General features: G+C 71.4%; 18 protein-coding genes. 6 read left to right on the top strand and 12 right to left on the bottom strand.

The genetic code is table 11. The features are described from left to right. Positions 1 to 30: 30 nt before the first annotated feature. From ACAX67_RS07140 to ACAX67_RS07105, 8 genes are all read right to left on the bottom strand, one after another. Positions 31 to 2079, bottom strand: a complete 2049-nt coding sequence (locus ACAX67_RS07140; RefSeq protein WP_370703119.1) for an IPT/TIG domain-containing protein — start codon at positions 2077 to 2079, stop codon at positions 31 to 33. 158 nt (positions 2080 to 2237) lie between these two features. Continuing rightward, positions 2238 to 3185: a PLP-dependent cysteine synthase family protein gene (locus ACAX67_RS07135; protein WP_527891006.1), complete on the bottom strand. Its 948-nt coding sequence runs from the start codon at positions 3183 to 3185 to the stop codon at positions 2238 to 2240. 5 nt (positions 3186 to 3190) lie between these two features. Then, positions 3191 to 3469 carry a MoaD family protein gene (locus tag ACAX67_RS07130; RefSeq protein ID WP_370703117.1) on the bottom strand — a complete coding sequence of 93 codons (279 nt, stop codon included), beginning with the start codon at positions 3467 to 3469 and terminating at the stop codon, positions 3191 to 3193. After that, on the bottom strand, positions 3469 to 3909 hold the full coding sequence (locus ACAX67_RS07125; protein WP_370703116.1) for a M67 family metallopeptidase: 441 nt from the start codon (positions 3907 to 3909) through the stop codon (positions 3469 to 3471). Before ACAX67_RS07125 ends, ACAX67_RS07130 begins: the two co-directional genes overlap by 1 nt. Positions 3910 to 3968: 59 nt before the next feature. Beyond that, the gene (locus tag ACAX67_RS07120) at positions 3969 to 4922 is read right to left on the bottom strand and encodes an acyl-CoA desaturase (RefSeq protein ID WP_370703115.1); all 954 of its coding nucleotides are present in this window, start codon (positions 4920 to 4922) and stop codon (positions 3969 to 3971) included. 10 nt (positions 4923 to 4932) lie between these two features. Then, positions 4933 to 5496: a sugar O-acetyltransferase gene (locus ACAX67_RS07115; RefSeq protein WP_370703114.1), complete on the bottom strand. Its 564-nt coding sequence runs from the start codon at positions 5494 to 5496 to the stop codon at positions 4933 to 4935. Then, positions 5493 to 6185: a response regulator gene (locus ACAX67_RS07110; RefSeq protein WP_370703113.1), complete on the bottom strand. Its 693-nt coding sequence runs from the start codon at positions 6183 to 6185 to the stop codon at positions 5493 to 5495. The genes ACAX67_RS07115 and ACAX67_RS07110 overlap by 4 nt, the downstream gene beginning before the upstream one ends. Next, positions 6182 to 7867 carry a sensor histidine kinase gene (locus tag ACAX67_RS07105; RefSeq protein WP_370703112.1) on the bottom strand — a complete coding sequence of 562 codons (1686 nt, stop codon included), beginning with the start codon at positions 7865 to 7867 and terminating at the stop codon, positions 6182 to 6184. Before ACAX67_RS07105 ends, ACAX67_RS07110 begins: the two co-directional genes overlap by 4 nt. Positions 7868 to 7980: 113 nt before the next feature. Between ACAX67_RS07105 and ACAX67_RS07100 the strand changes: the two genes are divergently transcribed. Genes ACAX67_RS07100 through ACAX67_RS07085 form a run of 4 tightly spaced genes read left to right on the top strand, consistent with a single transcriptional unit; the run spans position 7981 to position 11402 of the window. Beyond that, complete coding sequence (locus ACAX67_RS07100) at positions 7981 to 8964, top strand: Bug family tripartite tricarboxylate transporter substrate binding protein (RefSeq protein ID WP_370703111.1); 984 nt, start codon at positions 7981 to 7983, stop codon at positions 8962 to 8964. After that, positions 8961 to 9491 (top strand): tripartite tricarboxylate transporter TctB family protein, encoded by a 531-nt coding sequence (locus ACAX67_RS07095; RefSeq protein WP_370703110.1) that lies wholly within the window; start codon positions 8961 to 8963, stop codon positions 9489 to 9491. Before ACAX67_RS07100 ends, ACAX67_RS07095 begins: the two co-directional genes overlap by 4 nt. A gap of 1 nt (position 9492) precedes the next feature. Next, positions 9493 to 11013 carry a tripartite tricarboxylate transporter permease gene (locus tag ACAX67_RS07090; RefSeq protein ID WP_370703109.1) on the top strand — a complete coding sequence of 507 codons (1521 nt, stop codon included), beginning with the start codon at positions 9493 to 9495 and terminating at the stop codon, positions 11011 to 11013. After that, the gene (locus tag ACAX67_RS07085) at positions 11010 to 11402 is read left to right on the top strand and encodes a universal stress protein (RefSeq protein ID WP_370703108.1); all 393 of its coding nucleotides are present in this window, start codon (positions 11010 to 11012) and stop codon (positions 11400 to 11402) included. The genes ACAX67_RS07090 and ACAX67_RS07085 overlap by 4 nt, the downstream gene beginning before the upstream one ends. A 10-nt stretch (positions 11403 to 11412) precedes the next feature. Here the strand turns inward: ACAX67_RS07085 and ACAX67_RS07080 are convergent, their stop codons facing one another. After that, positions 11413 to 12000, bottom strand: a complete 588-nt coding sequence (locus ACAX67_RS07080; RefSeq protein ID WP_370703107.1) for a DUF2017 domain-containing protein — start codon at positions 11998 to 12000, stop codon at positions 11413 to 11415. A gap of 13 nt (positions 12001 to 12013) precedes the next feature. Beyond that, positions 12014 to 12322 carry an ATP-dependent Clp protease adapter ClpS gene (gene clpS / locus ACAX67_RS07075; protein ID WP_370703106.1) on the bottom strand — a complete coding sequence of 103 codons (309 nt, stop codon included), beginning with the start codon at positions 12320 to 12322 and terminating at the stop codon, positions 12014 to 12016. Between the two features lie 320 nt (positions 12323 to 12642). On the opposite strand from clpS, the gene ACAX67_RS07070 reads away from it, so the two are divergent. Then, on the top strand, positions 12643 to 13179 hold the full coding sequence (locus ACAX67_RS07070; protein WP_370703105.1) for an ArsR/SmtB family transcription factor: 537 nt from the start codon (positions 12643 to 12645) through the stop codon (positions 13177 to 13179). Continuing rightward, complete coding sequence (locus tag ACAX67_RS07065; protein ID WP_370703104.1) at positions 13176 to 14423, top strand: MFS transporter; 1248 nt, start codon at positions 13176 to 13178, stop codon at positions 14421 to 14423. Before ACAX67_RS07070 ends, ACAX67_RS07065 begins: the two co-directional genes overlap by 4 nt. Here the strand turns inward: ACAX67_RS07065 and ACAX67_RS07060 are convergent. Then, complete coding sequence (locus ACAX67_RS07060; RefSeq protein ID WP_370703103.1) at positions 14392 to 14928, bottom strand: DUF1697 domain-containing protein; 537 nt, start codon at positions 14926 to 14928, stop codon at positions 14392 to 14394. The genes ACAX67_RS07065 and ACAX67_RS07060 overlap by 32 nt on opposite strands. Positions 14929 to 14951: 23 nt before the next feature. Beyond that, positions 14952 to 15566 carry a histidine phosphatase family protein gene (locus ACAX67_RS07055; protein ID WP_370703102.1) on the bottom strand — a complete coding sequence of 205 codons (615 nt, stop codon included), beginning with the start codon at positions 15564 to 15566 and terminating at the stop codon, positions 14952 to 14954. Positions 15567 to 15618 lie beyond the last annotated feature (52 nt).

The raw sequence follows: 15618 nt of genomic DNA, 5'->3' as shown, positions 1-15618 counted from the left end.
GGGTATTCGACCCCCACCGGAGTCGACGGTCTACCGGTGCCGCCGTTGCCCGTCGGTGTAGGTGAACCGGTCGGCCCGGACTGCCGGGCTGGTGCCTGCGGGGGTGCGCACCCTGATGTTGCGGACGGCCGCGGAGGCAGAGGTCGGCGAGGTGGCCGTGATCTGCGTGGCCGAGTCCACCGTGAAGACCGCGAAGCCCGCGACGCCGAACTTCACCTTGACGGCCCCCCTGAAGCCCGTGCCGGTGATGACCACCTGCGTGCCGCCGGCCAGCGGCCCGGAGGACGGCGTGATCGCGGTGATCGTCGGCGCGGGCGCGGTGTAGGTGAACCTGTCGGCGGGCACCGGGGCACTGCTGCCGCCGGCAGTGGTGACCACGATGTGGCGGATCCTCGGGTCGGGCGAGGCGGGGGACGTCGCGGTGATCTGGGTGTCGGAGTCGACGTGGTAGCTCGTCGCCGGACCGGTCAGGCCGAAGTCGACGGCGGTGGCGCCCGTGAAGCCCGTGCCCGTGATGGTCACCGACGTGCCACCCGTCGTCGGCCCGGTGGAGGGGGTGATCATCGAGATGTGCGGGGCCGTCCCCCACTGGGCGTAGGCGGTGATCTGCACCGGCGTACCACCGACGCTCGTACCCGGGAGGACGCTGCTGGCGGTCAGCGGCGCTCCGCTGCCGTCGGCGGCGGTGTTCCACCCGGCGAAGTTCAGTCCGGCCTTGGTCGGATCTGCGGGGAACGTCCGGCCACCGTGATCGATGGTGTCGGCGAAGACCGTCCGCGAGCCCGGAGCGGCCGAACCGCCCTGGGTGTCGAACGTGACGACGTAGTGCCGGTCGGAGACCGTGACACCGCCTCCGAGGACGTTGGCGGAGGGCAGCAGGATCCGCCCACCGTTAATGATCTGCCCGCCCCCGGCCATCGTTCCGTACGTCGTCCCTGGGCCCGTCGACCCGTCGATCACCCCACCCGGACCGACCGTGATCTCGGCTCCGACGTTGGAGTCGGGGACCTGCACGGCACCCGAGGGCAGGTGCAGCACGCCGCCGTTGACGGCCAACGTCCCGAAGGAAGGAGCCCCCGACCCCCCACCGACGGCGTTGGCGCCGGTCGCCGTCACGCTGCCACCGTCGATGGTGATGACGCCTCCATTGCCGCCCCAGCCACCGCCGATACCCGTGCCGAAACCTCCCCCGATCGCGTCGACCGTGCCGCCGGAGATGGTCGTGGTGCCACCGCCCTTCGTCCAGCCACCGCCGATAGCCGCTCCGAGCCCGCCGCTGGTCGCCGTGACGGTGCCCCCGCTGATGGTGGTCGTTCCACCTTCACCTTGGTCACTGCCGCCGATGCCCGCCGCCCCGGCTCCGCCGGTGGCCGTCACCGTGCCAGCCGTGATGGTGGTGGTCCCGCCGGGTCCGATCGGGCCACCGCCGCCGATGCCCGCAGCCTGCTTTCCACCCAGCGCGTTGACGGTGCCGCCGTTGATCGTGGTGGTGCCGCCGGCAGAGAAGTTTCCGCCGCCGATGCCCGCCCCGTTCTGCCCCCCGATGGCAGTGACGGTGCCGCCGTTGATCGTGGTCGTCCCCCCGTCCCGGAAGCCCCCTCCGGCACCGCCGATGCCCGCAGCGGTCGACGACCCGGTGGCCTTGACGGTGCCGCCGTTGATGATCAACGTCGCGCCGGTGGTCCTGATGCCGGGCATCGTGTTCGGGATCGCTCCCGTGTCCGCCGTGAGGGTGCCGCCCACGCCCGTGTCGTCCACGGTGAGCGCCTGGGCGCTGTTGATGACGACGTTGAGCACCGTCAGCGTGTGCCCCGCGAGGTCGATGACGGCGTGGCAGGCCACGGCGACCGTGTCGCTCGCTGCACTGATGTCGCCGCTCATCGTGATCACCGTGGGATCGGCGCCCGTGCCCGCGCAGCCGCCCGCCACGCTCTGCAGGCCGCCGATCGAATTGACCGTAGCGTCGTCGCCGGCAGCAGCGGCACGGGTGACGCCCACCCCGGTCGACACGGACGCGGCGGTGATCGCCAGGGTCGCCGCGAGAACACGGCGAGCACGCCGCGTACGAGAGGGGAGCATCGGCACACCGTTCGGTCGAGGGAGAGTAACCGCGGAGCATCCTGGTCCGGGACGGACGAAGGCCGAGGCTGTCCTCGCGTTCCATGCAGGACTCGGAACGTAACGCGATCTCACGCGACGCGAGGCATTTCACCGAAACTCGGGCGGTGCCTGTTGCGTCAGGCCCAGAGCTGGCCCTCGAGCCGGTCCTCGGCCTCGTCGATCGTGCCCTCGTAGGCGCCGGTGGAAAGGTACTTCCAGCCACCGTCGGCGACGACGAAGGCGATGTCGGCGGGCTCGCCGGCCTTGACCGCCTTGGCGGCCTGCCCGAGCGCGGCGTGCAGGATCGCGCCGGTGGAGATGCCGGCGAAGATGCCCTCGAGCTCGAGCAGCTCGCGCACCCGTCGTACGGCGTCGCGCGGACCCACGGAGAACCGCGAGTCGATCAGGGAGGCGTCGTAGAGCTCGGGGACGAAGCCCTCGTCGAGGTTGCGCAGGCCGTAGACCAGCTCGCCGTAGCGCGGCTCGGCCGCGACGATCCTCACCTCGGGCTTGGCCTTGCGGAAGTAGCGCGAGACGCCCATCAACGTGCCGGTGGTGCCGAGACCCGCGACGAAGTGCGTGATGGAGGGCAGGTCGGCGAGCAGCTCCGGGCCGGTGCCCTCCTCGTGCGCGAGAGCGTTGGCGTCGTTGCCGTACTGGTAGAGCATCACCCAGTCGGGGTGCTCGGCCGAGATCTGCTTGGCCACACGGACCGCCTCGTTGGAGCCGCCGGCGGCCGGCGACGACACGATCTCCGCGCCCCACATGCGCAACAGCTGACGGCGCTCGTCGCTGGTGTTCTCGGGCATCACGAAGACGCACCGGTAGCCCTTGAGCTTGGCCGCCATCGCGATCGAGATGCCGGTGTTGCCGGAGGTCGGCTCGAGGATCGTGCAGCCGGGCCGCAGCCGGCCGTCCTTCTCCGCCTCCTCGACCATGCGGAGGGCGGGCCGGTCCTTGATCGAGCCGGTCGGGTTGCGGTCCTCGAGCTTCGCCCAGATCCGCACGTCGGGCGCAGGCGACAGCCGAGGCAGCCCCACCAGCGGCGTACCGCCGACGGAGGCCAGCAGGTTGTCGTAGCGCACCATGACTACGCGGCGCCGCCCGCGACCGCAGGGAGTACGACGACCTGGTCGCCGTCGCTCAGCTCGGCATCGAGGCCGCCGAGGAACCGCACGTCCTCGTCGTTGACGTAGATGTTCACGAAGCGGCGCAGGTCGTCGCCGTCGAGGAGGCGCTCCTTGATGCCCGGGTGGTCGGCCTCGAGGGAGTCGATCAGCGCGCTGAGGCTGGCGCCGTCGGCGGTGACGGCCTTCTCACCACCGGTGTAGCTGCGCAGGATGGTCGGGATCCGGACCTCGATGGCCATCAGGACTCACTCCTCGTGAGGGTGGGGACGACTGCGACCTCTTCCTCGGTCACGACGCCGTCGACGATTCGATAGGACCTGAACTCCACAGGCCCCTCGTTATTCCCGTGCGCGCGGGTGCTGACGAGCACGTAGTGCGCGCCCGGCTCGCTCGCGAGCTTGATGTCGGTCACGCTCGGGTAGGCCTCGGTGGCCGTGTGGGAGTGGTAGATGACCACCGGCTCCTCGTCGCGCTGGTCGAGGTCCTTGTAGAGCTCGAGCAGGTCGGTCGAGTCGTACTCGTAGAACGTCGGGCTGCCCGCGGCGTTGACCATCTCGATGAACCGCTCGGCACGGTCGGTGCCCTCGGGGCCGGCGACGATCCCGCACGCCTCGACGGGGTGGTCCCGCTTGGCGTGGGCGACGATGGCGTCGTACGTCTCCTGGTCGATGGTCAGCACCGTTCCAGCGTAGGGCGTGCGGCACTGCCCGCCGGAATCGGCTCAGGCGCCGGACCGGGTCAGGAGGACGCGATCGTCTTGGACCGCAGGCGCTCCCCTGTGGGCCATCTCACGTCACGCGCCAGGCCGAGCTTCTCGAGGATCCAGATGATCCGGGCGGAGGTGTCGACCTGCCAGCGGCGCACGCCGTGGCGGGCGCTGGTGGGGTCGGCGTGGTGCAGGTTGTGCCACGACTCGCCACCCGACGGGATGGCGAGCCACCACACGTTGCCGGACTTGTCGCGCGAGCGGAACGGGCGCTCGCCGACCACGTGGCAGATCGAGTTGATCGACCAGGTGACGTGGTGGAGCAGCCCGATGCGCACCACCGTGCCCCAGAAGAACGCGGTGAGCGCGCCCTGCCACGACCACGTGATCAGGAATCCCGCGATCGGTGGCAGGAAGATCGAGAGGACGACCCACATCCAGAACATCCGCGAGATCCGCACGAGGTCGCGATCCTTGGCGAGATCGGGGGCGTACTTGTCGATCGGCGTCTGCTCGGCGTCGAAGAGCCAACCCACGTGGGCCCAGAAGAACCCCTTGGTCAGCCCGGCGAACGAGGTGCCGTAGCGCCACGGCGAGTGCGGGTCGCCGTCACGGTCGGAGTACTTGTGGTGCTTGCGGTGGTCGGCGACCCAGCGGATCACCGGGCCCTCGATCGCCATCGAGCCCAGGACCGCGAGGACCACCTTCACGGCCCGGTGCGGCTTGAAGGACTTGTGGGTGAAGAGACGGTGGTAGCCGACCGTCACCCCGTGGAGCGTCAGGCCGTACATCACGAACGTGATGACCACGTCGCTCCAGCCGAGCCAGCCTCCCCAGGCGACCGGGATCGCCGCGAGGAACGCGACGAAGGGCACCGCGATGAAGGAACCGAGGGCGATCCGTTCGCGGAGCGACTGGACGTCCTCGCCGAGGGTGACCCGGTCCGCGGGCGCCGCCGGGTGGTCTGCCTGGTCTGTCGCACTCATCGGTTCGAGCCTAGTCGACGGCTCGCAGCACCCTCGCCGGGTTGCCGACCGCGAGAACGCCGCCGGGCAGGTCCTTCGTCACGACCGCTCCGGCGCCGACGACCGTGTGGGCACCGATGGTGACGCCCGGGAGCACGATCGCGCCGCCGCCGAGCCAGACGTTGTCGCCGATCGTGATCGGCAGCGCCGCCTCCCACTTGTCGCGCCGTGGTCCGGGCTCGATCGGGTGGGTCGGCGTGAGCAGCTGGACGTGTGGGCCGATCTGCACGTCGTCGCCGATCGTGATGGGGGCGACGTCGAGCGCAGTGAGCCCGAAGTTGGCGAAGACCCGCGCGCCGACGCGGATCCGGCTGCCGTAGTCGACGTAGAACGGCGGCCGGATCTCGGTGTCCTCCCCCACGGACCCCAACAGCTCCTCCAGGATCTGCCGTCGCTGTGCCGGGTCGTTCGACGGCGAGGCGTTGTAGGCGGCCATGAGCCGCTGCGCCTCGACCTGGTCGGCGAGGATCTCCTCGTCGGTGATGTAGAGGTCACCGGCGAGCATCCGCTCCTTCATGGTGCGCGCGTCGTTCATCCCGTCGAGGATGCCACGCGGTAGCGACGCTCCGGCCGACCCGTGCCGCCGTAGCGCAGCCGCACCTCCGCGGCCCCCGCGTCGACGAAGTGCTCGAGGTAGCGCCGGGCGGTGACCCGCGAGAGCCCCACCGCCTCCGCCGCCTCGGACGCCGAGATCTCCTCCGCCCCCCTGGCCGCCGCGAGCACCAGCTCCGCCGTCTCCGGGCTCAGTCCCTTCGGGAGCACCAGCGGTACGTCGGCAGCGGCCCGCCCCGTGCCGAAGGCCTGGTCGATCACGGCCTGGTCGACGGGCTGCTCGCCGCCGTCGGCCGGGAGGCTGGCCACGGCGGTGGCGACCTGCCGCAGACGGTCCGCCAGGTCGTCGTACTCGAAGGGCTTGACGAGGTACTGCATGGCACCGCCGTGGAGGGCGGCCCGCACCGCTGCCGCCCCACGCTCGGCGGTCACCATCACCACCGCGACGCCGCGACCCTCCGCGCGGAGCCGCTCGAGGACGGCCAGCCCCGAGAGATCGGGGAGGTGCACGTCGAGCAGCACGATGTCCGGGTCGAGGGCGGCGACGAGCTCGAGCGCCTCGGCCCCGGTGCGCGCGGTGCCGGCGACCTCGAAGCCGTCGGTGCGCTCGACGAACGCGGCGTGGATGCGCGCCACCATGAAGTCGTCGTCGACGACCAGCACCCGGATCACGAGGACCCATCCTGGTCGATGGTCGCGTCGAGGGGGAAGGTCGCGAGGAACTCCGCACCTCCGGTGTCGGCGGCGTCGAGCGTCACCTCGCCCCCGCGCTGGGTGCAGATCAGGCGCACGAGCGGGAGCCCGAGGCCGCGCCCGCCCAGGACGTCGGGCTTGGAGGAGTAGCCGCGCACGAAGACCGCCTCGCGCAGCTCCTCAGCGATGCCCGGGCCGTTGTCGCGCACCCGGATCCGCACCACACCGGCATCTTCGAGCACCCACAGCTCCACCAACGGGTCGGCGACCCCGGCGCTGGCGTCGACCGCGTTGTCGACCAGGTTGCCGAGCACCGTGGTGAGGTCGGCGACCTCGCCCGGCGCGAGGGCGGGGAGCCGGGAGCCCGGGTCGAGCTCGAGCGTCACCCCGCGCTCCTCGGCGACCGAGTGCTTCGCGATCACCAACGCAGCCACCGCCGGGTCGTGCAGCCGTTTCGACACGTGCTGGCTGACCTCAGCCCGGTGCCGGGTCAGCGTGCCGACGAGAGCGGCCACCTCGTCGTACTCCCCCAGCTGGACCAGGCCCGAGATCGTGTGCAGCCGGTTGTCGAACTCGTGCGTCTGGGCGCGCAGCGTGTCGGTGATCGAGAGGTTGGAGCTCAGCTGGCTCTGCAAGGAGACCAGCTCGGTGCGATCGCGCAACGTGGTGACCGTGCCGATGCCCCGGCCGTCGGAGGACGCGTCGCCCCGGTTGAAGACGACCACCCGGGTGCCGACCAGGGCGACGGCGTCGCGTACGTCGGCGCCCTCCCCGGTCAGCAGCGCGACCACGTGCGGGTCGAGGCCCAGGTCGGCGACCGGGCGGCCGACCGGGTCGGGGCCGGTCTCCAGCCCGAGCGTCGCGCGCGCGGCGTCGTTCATCGCGGTCACCCGGCCGTCCGTCCCGACGCCCACCATGCCCTCCCGGATGGCGTGCAGGAGCGCCTCCCGGTGGTCGGCGAGGTGGGCGAGGTCGGTGGTGCCGAGACCGCGGGTGCTGCGGCGCACCATCCGGGAGACGCCCCACGTGCCCAGCAGCCCGAGCACCGCGCCGAGACCGAGGTAGAGCGCCAGGTCGGGCGCGGCCGTCACGACCTGGTCGGCGACCGACGGGTAGGTCTCCTCCGCGGCGACGATGCCGAGCGTCGACCCGTCCCTGGAGATGATCGGTGCGTGGTGGACGACCGCCCGCTCGCCGTCGGGATCGACGTCGCCGGTCCAGCCGCGACCGTCCATCGGGTCGGTGTCGCCCCCGAGGACAGCCGGTTCGCCGACCCGGCTGGGGTCGGTCGAGGCGACGACCGTGCCGTCGGCGGCCACCACCGACACGTCGGTCGCGCTCGACAGCGCCCGCCCCCGGTCGGCGTAGGGCGCCAGCCGGGCGGCGAGCCCGCTCTCGTCCTCGCCGCCGTTCTCGGCCCGCTGCAGAGCCGCGCGGACCTCGGGGATCGTCGCGAGGTACTCCGCGACCGAGCGCATCCGGGCGCCGTGCTCGTCGGAGAAGTCGCTGTTGGACTGGCGCACGCTGAGCACGCCGACCGACACGAGCAGCACGGCGATCACCGCGAGCTGGAGCACCAGCACCTTCCCCGCGAGGGTCAGCTCGCCGCGGCGCCACGTGCGCTTCGGCAGGCCGAGCGACCGGCGAGAGAGCGTGACCACAACGACCACTTCCTCCTCTACGTCCGCAAGAGTGACGACCGCCACACCCGCCGACATGCTGGCACGGATCGAGCGCGACATCCCCTCGCGCCCAGCTCTCATCGGAGGTTCCCATGCATCGGAGTCGGCTCCTGGCCGCACTCACCGCCGCGCTGGTCCTCGTGCTCGTCGCGAGCGGCTGCGGGGTCACCCGCGGCTCCGACGACCCGCACAACCGCCGGCTGCGGATGATGATCCCCAACAGCGCCGGGGGCGGCTACGACCTCACCGGCCGCGCCGCCGTACGCGCTCTGGAGGAGAACGACCTCACCGGTCGGTTCGAGGTCAACAACGTGATCGGCGCCAGCGGGACCGTCGCCATGCAGCGCCTCCTCAACGAGGAGGGCGCCGACGACCTCGTCATGACGATGGGCCTCGGTGTGGTCGGCGCGGTGTACACCAACAAGTCCGAGGCGACACCGACCCGGATGACCCCGATCGCCCGGCTCGTCGAGGAGCAGGAGGGCATCCTGGTCCCGGCCGACTCGCCCTTCAAGACCGTCGACGACCTCGTCGAGGCGTGGACGAAGGACCCGGACTCGGTCGCGGTCGGCGGCGGCTCGAGCCAGGGCGGACCGGACCACCTCTTCCCGATGCAGCTCGCGGCGGAGGTCGGCATCGACCCCAACGACGTCAAGTACATCACCTACGACGGCGGCGGTCCGCTCACCGCAGCGCTGCTCGGCGAGAAGATCGACGTCGGCATGTCGGGCCTCGGCGAGTTCGCCGGGCAGATCGAGAACGGCGACCTCCGCGTGCTCGCGGTCTCCGGCGACGAGCCGCTCGAGGGCATCGACGCCCCGACGCTCACCGACGCCGGCATCGACCTGGTCTTCACCAACTGGCGCGGCGTGCTCGCCCCGCCCGACATCAGCGAGGAGCAGCGGGACTACCTGATCCAGCTGTTCACCGACATGCACGACACCGACGAGTGGCGGGAGGCGCTGGCCGACAACGGCTGGATCGACAGCTTCGCCACCGGAGACGAGTTCGCGGACTTCCTGAAGGAGCAGGACGCCCGCGTCGCCGACACCCTCGAGGAGCTGGGACTGTCATGACCACCCCGTCCACCACACCCACCACCCGACCGGAGACCGAGCGCCCGCTCGTCGACCGGGCGCAGTACGGCCTCGCGGCCTTCCTCGTGCTCGTCGGCGGCTACGTGCTCTACGACGCCAGCACGCTGGAGGACGGCTTCGCCGACCAGCCGGTGCAGCCGTACGCCGTCTCCTACATCGTCGGCGCGGTCCTGGTCCTGCTCGGCGTGCTGCTCGCCATCGCGACGGCGCGCGGCGACCTGCCGGAGTCCGAGGAGGGCGAGGACGTCGACCTCACCCAGGGCACCGACATCCGGACGGTCGCGCTGCTCGCGGCGGTCCTGGTCGCCAACCTCGCCCTCATCAACTGGCTCGGCTGGGCCATCACCGGCGCGATGCTCTTCGTCGGTGCCACCTGGGCCCTCGGCAGCCGCACCCACGTGCGCGACGTCTGCGTGGGCGTCGCCCTCTCGGTCGGCTCCTGGTACGCCTTCTACGTCCTGCTCGGGGTCCCGATCCCGGCCGGCATCCTGGACGGAGTCCTCTGACATGGACCTGCTTCTCGAGGGCTTCCAACAGGCCCTGACCCCCACCAACCTGCTCTTCGCCTGCGTCGGCGTGATCCTCGGCACCGCCGTCGGCGTGCTGCCGGGCATCGGGCCCGCGATGACGCTCGCCCTGCTGCTCCCGGTCACCTACTCGGTCGGTCCGGACAGCGCGATCATCATGTTCGCCGGTGTCTACTACGGCGGCATGTACGGCGGCTCGACGACCTCGATCCTGCTCAACACACCCGGCGAGTCCTCCTCGGTCGTGACGGCGATCGAGGGCAACAAGATGGCGAAGAAGGGCCGCGCGGCCCAGGCGCTCGCCACCGCCGCGATCGGGTCGTTCGTCGCCGGGACCATCGGCACCGTGCTGCTGTGGATCCTCACGCCGCGGGTGTCCGACCTCGTCGTCAAGCTCGGCGCGCCGTCGTACTTCGCGCTCATGCTGCTGGCCTTCATCGCGGTCACCACCGCGCTCGGCCGGTCGAGGCTCCGCGGCTTCATCGCCCTCTTCCTCGGCCTGACGATCGGTCTCGTCGGCACCCAGACCGGCCAGCCCCGCCTCACCCTCGGCGAGGCCAAGCTCGCGGACGGCATCGACATCGTGGTCGTCGCGGTCGCGATCTTCGCCGTCGGCGAGGCCCTGTGGGTCGCCGCGCACCTCCGCCGCAAGCCGCTGGAGATCATCCCCGTCGGACAGCCCTGGATGGGGCGCGAGGACTGGCGCCGGTCGTGGAAGCCGTGGCTCCGCGGGACCGCGTGGGGCTTCCCGTTCGGCGCCCTCCCGGCCGGCGGCGCCGAGGTGCCGACGTTCATGTCGTACCTCACCGAGAAGAAGCTCTCGAAGCACCCCGAGGAGTTCGGCAAGGGCGCCATCGAGGGCGTCGCCGGGCCGGAGGCCGCCAACAACGCCTCGGCCGCCGGCACCCTCCTGCCGCTCCTCACGCTCGGCCTGCCGACCACCGCGACCGCCGCGATCATGCTGTCGGCACTCACGAGCTACGGCATCCAGCCCGGCCCGCTGCTGCTCGACAACGAGCCCGGCCTGGTCTGGGCGCTGCTCGCGAGCCTGGTCATCGCGAACACCCTGCTGCTGGTCATCAACCTGCCGCTCGCGCCGCTCTGGGCGAAGCTGCTCCGGATCCCCCGTCCGCAGCTCTACGCCGGCATCCTCTTCTTCGCCTGCCTGGGCGCCTACAGCGTCAACTTCCAGGCCTTCGACCTGGCCCTGCTGCTCGCCTTCGGCGTGCTCGGGCTCGCGATGCGTCGATTCGGGATCCCGGTGCTGCCCCTCATCGTCGCCGTCATCCTCGGACCGAAGATGGAGATGCAGCTGACGGAGGCCCTCGCGATCTCCAGCGGTGACGTCAGCACGCTGTGGAGCGAGCCGGTCGCGGTCGCGGTCTACGTGGTGATCGGCGTGCTGCTGGCCGCCGTCGCGATCAACGGGCTGCGCCGCCCCACCCCCGCCCCGACCGCGTCCGGCGGTCCCGTCGACGACAAGGAGCTGGTCGAGCGATGAGCATCGTGGTCGCCTACAGCGCGGACAGCTACGGCAAGGCCGCCCTCGACCACGCGGCAGGGCTGGCCCGCAAGGACGGCGCCCGGTTGGTCGTCGTCAACGCCACCCGCGGCGACAGCCTCGTGGACTCGAGGTTCGCGCAGGACGCGGACATCGCGGCCGTGCAGGCGGACCTGGAGGCCGAGGGCCTCGAGGTCGCGGTCCGCCACGACGTCGTACCGGACGTGGCCGACGCCGTGCTCGCCGCCGTCGCCGAGGAGGACGCCGAGCTCGTCGTCGTGGGCGTGCGGCACCGGTCCCCCGTCGGCAAGCTGCTGCTCGGCAGCGTGGCGCAACGGGTGATCCTCGACGCGCCGTGCCCGGTGCTGGCGGTGAAGCCGGCCGGCTGACGCCGACCGATCAGCCGCCGAGCGCCTGGATCAGCGTCTCCTGGAGGTAGCCCAGCCACTCGTAGATGTGGTGGGCCTGGCCGCGGGGGTCGTCGTCGGGGAGGGAGTACCAGTAGTCCTCGTCCCCCTCCTCGACCTCGAGCCGGGTGCCGAGCGCGAGCCGCAGGTCGGTGAGCGCCCGCATCCACACCTCGGCGGCCTCGAGGTCAAGCTCGACGTCGATCGTCAGCTCCTCGTCCGTCGGCTCCGACGGCAGGCCGGCCTCCTCGAGGCCGTCGATGATGGCGCCGGCAGCGCGGGCCTTCCCGTCGCGGAGGCTGCTCTCGGTGAACCGGCGGAACTCCGCTGCCGCCTCGCCGTCCTCGCGGTAGGCGTTGGGGAAGAGCCGCGCGAGGACCGGGTCCTCGGGCAGGGTGGTAGGTCCGGAGAAGTCCGCGAACAGCTCGGCCAGCGGGTCGGTGCTCTCGGTGGGGATCGCGGCCTCGTTGCGGAGCAGCTCGACGAGCTGGGCGGCGAGGGAGCGCAGCAGGTCGGCCTCGAAGCCGGAGAAGGTCGCGATGATGCGCTTGCTCCGGCGGTGCCGGACGAATCCCGCCATGTCGTCGGTCCCGTCACTCGCTCTTCGAGAGCGTCGCCCAGAGGCCGTACTCGTGCATCGCCTGCACGTCGCGCTCCATCTCCTCGCGCGAGCCGTTGCTCACCACCGACCTGCCGTCCTCGTGGACCTCGAGCATCAGCTTCTCCGCCTTCTTCTTCGAGTAGCCGAAGTACTTCTGGAAGACGTAGGTCACGTAGGACATCAGGTTGACCGGGTCGTTCCACACCACGGTCACCCAAGGCGTGTCGGTCAGCGTCACCTCGTCGGGCGTGAGGTCCTCCTCGACGTCCGGATCCGCTGTCACGGGGCTCGCGGTCGTCACGGTCACCATCGTGGCACAGGGCTGGTGCGGGGGTCCCGCGGGCGGGTCGCGGGCTGTCCGCGGGCGGGTGCTGTAACTCAGTGTTAGGTCCGCTCCCACGGCGATCGGTGCGCTACCTCGGTCCTAGGACCGGTCACAGCACCCACCAAGCGATCGGCGCGCCCTCCGAGCGGACCGAACACTGAGTTACCGCGAGTCCCGGCGAGCGCGTGCCCAACCCACTCCCCAATAAGTGTTTGACAGTACGGCGACGCCGTGGTCCACTACTCCCCAAGAGTTCTTTGACAGTGGGGCCACCGCCCCGAGGCAGGAGACAGGCGATGAGCGAGGACGAGATCAGCTCGCTGCGGGCGGCGGCCCATCCGCTGCGGTTGCGGATGCTGTCGTTGCTGACCGGCAGCGCGATGAGCGCGGCCGAGGTCGCCCGCGAGCTCGACATCACCCACGCGAACGCGTCGTACCACCTGCGCCAGCTCCACGACGTCGGACTGCTGGTGGTCGAGAGCGAGGAGCGGATCCGCGGCGGTGTGGCCAAGCGCTACCGCTACGACATGACCCGCGACGCGACGGCCTCCCCCGACGGCCTGGCCGGCGAGGTGCGGGCGATGAGCAGCGAGCTGCTCCGTCGCTTCGAGCAGCACCGCCCAGGGAAGGGCACGTTCACCGACGCCGAGCTCTGGGTCGCGCCCGAGACCTGGGACGAGGTCGTCGCGACGCTCGCCCATGCGTCACACCTGCTCCACGAGCAGGCCCAGCGCCCCCGCACGGAGGGCACGATCCCCGTCAACCTCACCGTCGCGGCCTTCCGCATGACGGAGCAGCAGGGCGACAAGCCCGACGAGAAGGAGCAGTCATGAAGGGCCCCGCACTCGCACCCCTGCGCGACCGCCGTTTCCGGTGGTACTTCGCGTCCCGGGCCGTCGACCTCCTCGGCGACATCATGGGCAGCGTCGCACTGGCGTTCGCCGTGCTCGAGGTGAGCAGCTCACCGAGCGCCCTCGGCATCGTGCTCGCCGCGCACAGCATCCCGATGGTCATGTTCGTGCTCCTCGGCGGCGTGCTCGCCGACCGCTTCGGCCGCACGGCGATCATCCAGCTCAGCAACCTGACCGCGGGCACGACGGCGATCGCGATCGCGGCCCTCATCCTCAGCGGCCACGCGCAGGTGTGGCAGCTCGCGGCACTCACCGCGGTCAACGGCGTCGCGGCCGCCGCGAACCAGCCCGCGCTCGCCGGGCTGCTCCCCCAGCTCGCGCCCGAGGGCGCGTTGCAGCAGGCCAACGCCCTCAACGGGCTGCTGCGCAACATCTCGCTGGTGATCGCGCCGGCCGCCGCGGGCGCCCTGGTGGTCGGCCTCGGACCGGGCTGGGCGATCGCGATCAACGGGGCGACGTACTTCGTCTCCGCCGCCCTCCTCCTGCCCATCAAGCTGCCGGCACCGGCGGCGCGCAAGGGCGGCGGCGACAGCATCGTCAAGGACCTGCGGACCGGCTGGGGGTTCTTCCGCCGCACCACCTGGCTGTGGGTCATCGTGCTCGGCTTCGGCGCGCTCAACGCGTTGTCGAGCGGCGGCTTCAGCACCCTCGGCCCGGCGCACGCCAAGGCGAGCGAGATCGGGGTCCACGGCTGGGCCCTGATCCTCAGCGCCGGAGCTGCCGGCCTGGTGACCACCTCGGTCGTGCTGCTCCGCGTGCCCCTGCGACGCCCGCTGCTCTACGGCATGCTCGGCTGCGCCGTGTACGCCGGCCAGATGATCGCGCTCGGCTCGACGACCGAGCTCTGGGTGCTGATGGTGGCGGCGTTCGTGGGCGGTGCGGGGATCGAGATCTTCGGCCTTGGATGGGAGCTCGCGATGCAGGAGCACGTCCCGCCGGACATGCTGTCGCGGGTCTACTCCTACGACATGCTGGGCTCGTTCGTCGCGATCCCGGTCGGGCAGCTCGCGTTCGGTCCGCTCGGCGCCCACTTCGGGCTCCAGCACATGATCCTCGCCGCCGGCGTCGCCTACTGCGCGATCTCGCTGCTCACCCTCACGTCGCGGTCCGTCCGCTCGATGACCCGCGCGACGGTCACGAGCACCACTTCTGTGACAGCGTCGTGACGACGTTGAGGTTGCGGTTGGTGGCGACCACGCCCAGGGACTTCTCCACGCCCCAGGGGTCGACGTTGCCGGCGACGTACTCCTTGCCGAGGAGGAGGTGGGCCGCGCGACCGCGGACCACGACCCGGTCGGCCGCGCCCTCCTTGGCCAGCAGCTTCTCCACCGCCGCGGCGGCGGGTGGCTCCTTCAGCAGGTACAGGTAGTGCCGCTCGAGGTCGGGCGAGGTCAGCTCCTGCGCGTCGGCGGCGACCTGGGCCAGCTCGGCCGGCGTGAACGCGATCGTCGGTACGGCGAAGCCGGTGTGCTCCTCGTAGGCCTTCTCGAGTGCCGCCTCGACCTTTGCCCGTGACCTCAGCCTCGAGGTGAGGAGCACGTTGCCGGTGTTGATGTAGGTCTGGACGTCGGTGGCCCCGGCCGCCTCGGTCGCGGTCACGATGTCGCCCTTGGGGAACTTGCGCTTCGCGCCCAGGTTGATCGCCCGGAGGAAGGCCACGTAGGTCGGCATGGCGGCCAGTATCGCCTACCGGATCAGAGTCGCAGGTGGGCCGGGAAGCCGGTCCACCGCAGGTCCTCGGGAAGGTGCGACATGTCGTTGACCACCACGACCGTGGGCGGCCGGTCCGGGTGGTAGCGCAGCACCGTCAGCGCGGCATGGCCGAAGCCGAGCCCCCACCACCGCCACGGCGGCGCGCCGAGCGCGTGGCGTACCAGCCACCCGACGGTGAACGCGTGCGTCACCACGAGGCAGTGGCTGTCCTCCTCGCCCGACTCGGGTCCCGCCAGCAGCCGAACGGCCTCGGCGGCAAGCTCCGCTCCGTGCACCGCCTCCTCCGCCGACACCTCGGCGAGGAAGCCGAACACCTCGGCGCGGTGCTCCGGCGCGACCTCGTCGGCGGTCGGCACGTAAGGGACGTAGTCACCGACCGCCTCGACCTCGGCGACCTGCACCGGCTCCGCCAGCTGCTCGGCGACGAGACGCGCCGTCGCCGTCGCCCGGGGCAGCGGTCCGTGCAGCACCGAGGTCAGCGGGACCACCGAGAGACGCTGCCCGAGCAGGGCCGCCTGACGGGCACCACGATCGGTCAGGACGCCGTCACCATCGGGCTCGGCGTGCCGGGCGAGGTAGAGGTGACGCACAGCCATGCGCTCGATTCCACCACGCGACCCGCCGACGCGCGGCTCGGCCGTCGACAGG

It is taken from the genome of Nocardioides candidus (genome assembly GCF_041321175.1).
In the GTDB taxonomy this organism is placed as follows: domain Bacteria; phylum Actinomycetota; class Actinomycetes; order Propionibacteriales; family Nocardioidaceae; genus Nocardioides.
Note: the sequence above shows the minus strand (reverse complement) of the source record. Positions and strands in the feature narration are given on the sequence as shown.

Excerpts from the sequence above, each read along its gene's own strand:
- ACAX67_RS07140 (WP_370703119.1), bottom strand. The coding sequence starts at position 2,079 with ATGCTCCCCTCTCGTACGCGGCGTGCTCGCCGTGTTCTCGCGGCGACC.
- ACAX67_RS07130 (WP_370703117.1), bottom strand. The coding sequence starts at position 3,469 with ATGGCCATCGAGGTCCGGATCCCGACCATCCTGCGCAGCTACACCGGT.
- ACAX67_RS07120 (WP_370703115.1), bottom strand. The coding sequence starts at position 4,922 with ATGAGTGCGACAGACCAGGCAGACCACCCGGCGGCGCCCGCGGACCGG.
- ACAX67_RS07115 (WP_370703114.1), bottom strand. The coding sequence starts at position 5,496 with ATGAACGACGCGCGCACCATGAAGGAGCGGATGCTCGCCGGTGACCTC.
- ACAX67_RS07100 (WP_370703111.1), top strand. The coding sequence starts at position 7,981 with ATGCATCGGAGTCGGCTCCTGGCCGCACTCACCGCCGCGCTGGTCCTC.
- ACAX67_RS07095 (WP_370703110.1), top strand. The coding sequence starts at position 8,961 with ATGACCACCCCGTCCACCACACCCACCACCCGACCGGAGACCGAGCGC.
- ACAX67_RS07090 (WP_370703109.1), top strand. The coding sequence starts at position 9,493 with ATGGACCTGCTTCTCGAGGGCTTCCAACAGGCCCTGACCCCCACCAAC.
- ACAX67_RS07085 (WP_370703108.1), top strand. The coding sequence starts at position 11,010 with ATGAGCATCGTGGTCGCCTACAGCGCGGACAGCTACGGCAAGGCCGCC.
- ACAX67_RS07080 (WP_370703107.1), bottom strand. The coding sequence starts at position 12,000 with ATGGCGGGATTCGTCCGGCACCGCCGGAGCAAGCGCATCATCGCGACC.
- ACAX67_RS07070 (WP_370703105.1), top strand. The coding sequence starts at position 12,643 with ATGAGCGAGGACGAGATCAGCTCGCTGCGGGCGGCGGCCCATCCGCTG.
- ACAX67_RS07065 (WP_370703104.1), top strand. The coding sequence starts at position 13,176 with ATGAAGGGCCCCGCACTCGCACCCCTGCGCGACCGCCGTTTCCGGTGG.
- ACAX67_RS07060 (WP_370703103.1), bottom strand. The coding sequence starts at position 14,928 with ATGCCGACCTACGTGGCCTTCCTCCGGGCGATCAACCTGGGCGCGAAG.
- ACAX67_RS07055 (WP_370703102.1), bottom strand. The coding sequence starts at position 15,566 with ATGGCTGTGCGTCACCTCTACCTCGCCCGGCACGCCGAGCCCGATGGT.